5 protein-coding genes are annotated in these 4,565 nt (G+C 65.6%); 4 read left to right on the top strand and 1 reads right to left on the bottom strand.

Translation table 11 applies throughout. From position 1 onward, the window contains the following. A partial coding sequence (locus tag ACLFQI_RS11890; protein WP_410759603.1) for a hypothetical protein occupies nucleotides 1-454 on the bottom strand: 454 nt, incomplete at its 3' end. 198 nt (nucleotides 455-652) lie between these two features. On the opposite strand from ACLFQI_RS11890, the gene ACLFQI_RS11895 reads away from it, so the two are divergent. The 4 genes from ACLFQI_RS11895 (at nucleotide 653) to ACLFQI_RS11910 (ending at nucleotide 4,561) form a co-directional block, all read left to right on the top strand. Next, nucleotides 653-1,468, top strand: coding sequence for a pyruvate, water dikinase regulatory protein (locus ACLFQI_RS11895; RefSeq protein ID WP_410759605.1), 816 nt, complete (start codon nucleotides 653-655; stop codon nucleotides 1,466-1,468). 179 nt (nucleotides 1,469-1,647) lie between these two features. Beyond that, nucleotides 1,648-2,739, top strand: a complete 1,092-nt coding sequence (locus tag ACLFQI_RS11900; RefSeq protein WP_410759606.1) for a Re/Si-specific NAD(P)(+) transhydrogenase subunit alpha — start codon at nucleotides 1,648-1,650, stop codon at nucleotides 2,737-2,739. 118 nt (nucleotides 2,740-2,857) lie between these two features. Next, nucleotides 2,858-3,148, top strand: coding sequence for a proton-translocating transhydrogenase family protein (locus ACLFQI_RS11905; RefSeq protein WP_201224218.1), 291 nt, complete (start codon nucleotides 2,858-2,860; stop codon nucleotides 3,146-3,148). A gap of 6 nt (nucleotides 3,149-3,154) precedes the next feature. Beyond that, a complete protein-coding gene (locus ACLFQI_RS11910) occupies nucleotides 3,155-4,561 on the top strand; it encodes an NAD(P)(+) transhydrogenase (Re/Si-specific) subunit beta (protein WP_410759607.1) in 1,407 nt (468 codons plus the stop codon). Nucleotides 4,562-4,565: the final 4 nt, after the last annotated feature.

The raw sequence follows: 4,565 nt of genomic DNA on the forward strand, positions 1-4,565 counted from the left end.
TGGCGACGAATTCGTCGGCGATCGCGTACTGCCGCTCGACCTCGTCGAGATGGGCATTGCCATCGCCCTCGACCAGCTCGCAGTTGTTGGCCATGCGTGCATGCATGGCCGCCTTCCAGGCGCGGTTGGTCTTGTTGTCGAGCAGGCTGTCCGGGGTCAGCGCGGCGGCCGCTGCGGCGGCGACGAAATGATCGGCTTGCGCGAGCCAGTCGGTATCCTTGCCGCAGTCGGTATAGGTCTTGGTCGACCAGGCCTTGGCCGCGCGGTAGGCGTCCTCGAGTTCCGGCGCCGAGGCGTCCTCGCGCAGCCCGGTGTCGATCGCGCGCTTGACGCGCTCATCGCGGCTGAGATGCACGAGACTTTGCGCGAAGCGCAGTCCGATGATCCGCTGCTGGTCGACGGGGAGCTTCTCCAACAGGTCACGGAGGTCTTGGTCGTTACGGATGGTCGCCATGAGGGGAGGTCTCCAAGGGGTCTTGTGCCGCCGAGAGGATCGCGCTCGGTCGTGGCTGGCGCCTGGACTAGCGCCTGGACTAGCGCCTGGACCGGGCGCGTACGGCCTGATCCCGCAACGGGCCCGCGACGGCGCGGGTCAGCATCGCCTACTATCTGGCTTCCACCGCCCAAGCCGCATTGACGTGAATCACAGCCCATGAAGCGAACCGTTTTCTTCGTCTCCGAGAGTACCGGCATCACCGCCGAGACCCTCGGCCAGAGTCTGCTCTCGCAGTTCGATAACGTCGATTTCGAGCGGGTCTACATGCCCTACATCAACACCGAGGCGCGCGCGCGGGCGCTGACGCAGCGCATGCACGAGGCCGCCGAGCGCGACGGTGCTCGCCCGCTGGTGTTCTCGACCATGCTCGATGCCGGGATTGCCGCGATCCTCAAGCAGGGCGATTGTTTTCACCTCGAACTGTTCGAGCAATTCGTCGAGCCCTTGAGCGCGGAACTCGGGGTCACCCCCAGCCGCGAGTCCGGGCGCAGTCATGCCATCACCAAACCGAGCATGTACACCAAGCGCATCGAGGCGATCAATTTCGCGATGGCCAACGACGATGGCGTGCGTCCGGATAATTTCCGCCACGCCGATGTGGTTCTGGTCGGCGTCTCGCGCTCGGGGAAGACGCCGACCTGCCTCTATCTGGCGATCCACTATGGGCTGCGCGCGGCCAATCATCCGCTCACCGAGGACGACTTCGAGCGCGAGGCCCTGCCGCCCGAGATCGGCGCGGTGAGGGAGAAGGTGTTCGGGCTCACCATCGAGGCGCGCCGACTGCATCTGATCCGCGAGGAGCGCCGGCCCGGCAGCGAGTACGCCTCGCTGGCGCGCTGCCGCAACGACATCCGCCTCGCGCACGAGATGCTGGGCCGGCTCGGCGTGCCGGTGCTGGATACCACCAGCCAGTCGATCGAGGAGATCTCGGCGCAGGTGCTGCGCGGTCTGCGCAATTCCGGGCAACACTGAGGCGGCCATCGGGAAACCGCCATTGAGATACGGCTGCCGAGCGCCGATAATGCCGCGCTTTCATCGGAGTCTCGATGCGCGACTCGGGCCAGACGCCGACCCAGCGCGCTGAGCGAGCGCCTGCGCATGCGAGTCCCCGCTGTGAACCCATCAAGCGAGATCAATCGGAAGCGACTGTGATGAAGCTCGGTATACCAAGAGAGACGCTCGCCGGCGAACGGCGTGTCGCGACCACCCCCGACATCGCCAAGAAGCTCATCGCGAAAGGCTTTGAGGTCTTACTCGAATCTGGCGCCGGGGTCGCCGCGCATTACCCTGATGCGGCTTACGCCGAGGTCGGCGTGCAACTGGTCGAGCGCGATGCCTGCTTCGCTGCCGATATCGTGTTGAAGGTGCGCCGCCCGAGCGAGGAGGAGGCGAGCGCGCTGCGCTCCGGCAGCGTCTACATCGGCCTGGTCGAGGCCTGTGGCGAGGACCCGCTGCTCTCGCGCATGGTCGAGAGCGGCGTGCGGGTGCTGGCGATGGAGCGCATGCCGCGCATCTCGCGCGCGCAGTCGATGGACGCGCTCTCGTCGCAGAGCAACATCGCCGGTTATCGCGCGGTGATCGAGGCCGCCGCGCACTATGGTCGCTTCTTGCCGATGATGATGACCTCGGCGGGCGCGGCGAAACCGGCGCGGTTGGTGGTGCTCGGCGCCGGTGTCGCGGGCCTGCAGGCGATCGCCACCGCGCGCCGGCTCGGCGCCGACGTGCTCGCCTACGATGTGCGCTCGGAGACCAAGGAGCAGATCGCCTCGCTCGGTGCCAAGCCGATCGAACTGGATCTCGGCGAGAGCGGTGCCGGCGAGGGCGGCTATGCCAAGGAACTCTCGGCCGAGGCCAAGGAACGGCAGCAACAGCTACTCGCCGATGAGTTGGCCAAGGCGCATATCATCATCACCACCGCGCTCATCCCCTGTCGGCCCGCGCCGGAGCTGATCACCACCGAGGTGGTCGAGCGCATGCGTACCGGCTCGGTGATCGTCGATCTGGCGGCGGCCAATGGCGGCAACTGCAAGCTCTCGGAGCCCGATCGGGTCATCGAGCATCAGGGCGTCATCATCGTCGGTCACACCAACTATCCGTCGCGGGTGCCGGCCGATGCGAGCGCCTTTTATGCCAAGAATCTCTCAAACCTGCTCGAGATCATGGTCGCTCCCAGCGATAGCGGCCCGGTGCTCAAGGATCTGACCCAGGACGAGATCACCGCGGCCATGCTGATCGAGCGCTGAGCGATCAGTTTCCCAATGCAAAGGTTGAACGCCTGCGCGCGAAGCCTGGCTCGACGCACCGCGCGGCTCGCGCTCATCACCCAACCGCTGCCCTTCACTCATCAATGGAGTCCCCCGGATGCCTGAATCCATCCTCGCGCTCTACGTCTTCGTGCTCGCCTGTTTTATCGGCTATTACGTGGTCTGGGGCGTCACGCCATCGCTGCATACGCCGCTGGTGGCGCTGACCAATGCCATCTCCGGCATCGTGCTGGTCGGCGCCTTGCTGGTCACCGGGCTGGAAGAGGCCGGCATCGCCGCCTCCTTCTTCGGCTTTCTCGCAGTGCTGCTCGCAAGCATCAATGTCTTTGGCGGCTTTCTGGTGACGCACCGCATGCTGTCGATGTTCAAGAAGAAGAAACGGGGCTGATCAGCGATGGAACTGCCACTCTCTCCAACCACGCAGGCGCTGGCCTATCTGGTCTCGGCGATCCTGTTCATCTTCGCGCTCAAGGGGCTGACCCATCCGTCCACCGCGCGCCGGGGCAACCTGTTCGGCATGCTCGGCATGGCGATCGCGCTCGGCGCCACCCTCGCCGGTGCCGAGGTGCAGGGCTATTGGCTGATCGGTATCGCCGGCGCCATCGGCGCGGTGATCGGCATCGTCGTCGCGCTGCGCATCCAGATGACGGCGATGCCGCAATTGGTCGCCGCGCTGCATAGCTTCGTCGGCATGGCGGCGGTGCTGGTGGCGATCGGCACCTTCATCAATCGCGCCCAGGCCGGCACGCTAGATGCGCTGCTCATGGGCGAACTCTCGGCCGGCATCGTCATCGGCGCCATCACCTTCACCGGCTCGGTGATCGCCTTCGCCAAGTTGCAGGGCCTCATGTCCGGGGCGCCGATCAAGTTCTTCGGGCAGCATGCGCTGAACGCGTTGATCGCGGTCGCCACCGTCGCGCTGGCAGTGGACTTCGCGACGACCGGCAGCTGGGTCTCGCTGGTGTTGATGACGCTCTTGGCCTTCGCCCTCGGCGGCACCCTGATCATCCCGATCGGCGGCGCCGACATGCCGGTGATCATCTCGATGCTGAACAGCTACTCGGGCTGGGCGGCGGCGGCGACCGGCTTCACCTTGCACAACAATCTGCTGATCATCGTCGGCGCGTTGGTCGGCTTCTCCGGCGCGATCCTCTCCTACATCATGTGCCGCGCGATGAACCGCAGCATCATCAACGTCATCTTCGGCGGTTTCGGCACCGACAGCAGCGGTGGCGGCAGCGCCGGCGCGGTCGCCGCCGAGAAGGGCGTCAAATCGGCCTCGGTCGAGGATGCCGTGTACTGGATGGAGGATGCCAACCGCGTCATCGTGGTGCCCGGTTACGGCATGGCCGTGGCCCAGGCCCAGCATGCGCTGAAGGAGATGATGGAATTGCTCCAGGCGCGCGATGTGGAAGTGAAGTTCGCCATCCATCCGGTCGCCGGTCGCATGCCCGGCCACATGAACGTGCTGCTGGCCGAGGCCGACATCCCCTACGATCAGGTCCAGGAGATGGACGAGATCAACCCGGCCTTCCCGAGCACCGACGTGGTGCTGGTGGTGGGCGCCAACGATGTCGTCAATCCAGCGGCGAAGGAGGACAAGACCAGCCCGATCTACGGCATGCCGATCCTCGATGCCGGCAAGGCACGGCAGGTCTACTTCCTCAAGCGCTCCATGCGTCCGGGCTACTCGGGGGTCGATAACCTGCTGTTCTATCAGGACAACACCTCGCTGATCTTTGGCGATGCCAAGGATACGATCGAGGGAATCGTCGCCTCGCTCAAGGGCGGCGGGCACTGAGCCG

The sequence above is a fragment of the Halochromatium sp. genome (assembly GCF_046541315.1).
Taxonomy (GTDB): domain Bacteria; phylum Pseudomonadota; class Gammaproteobacteria; order Chromatiales; family Chromatiaceae; genus Lamprobacter.

Coding starts and splice junctions, on each gene's coding strand:
- ACLFQI_RS11895 (WP_410759605.1), top strand. CDS start 653: ATGAAGCGAACCGTTTTCTTCGTCTCCGAGAGTACCGGCATCACCGCC.
- ACLFQI_RS11900 (WP_410759606.1), top strand. CDS start 1,648: ATGAAGCTCGGTATACCAAGAGAGACGCTCGCCGGCGAACGGCGTGTC.
- ACLFQI_RS11905 (WP_201224218.1), top strand. CDS start 2,858: ATGCCTGAATCCATCCTCGCGCTCTACGTCTTCGTGCTCGCCTGTTTT.
- ACLFQI_RS11910 (WP_410759607.1), top strand. CDS start 3,155: ATGGAACTGCCACTCTCTCCAACCACGCAGGCGCTGGCCTATCTGGTC.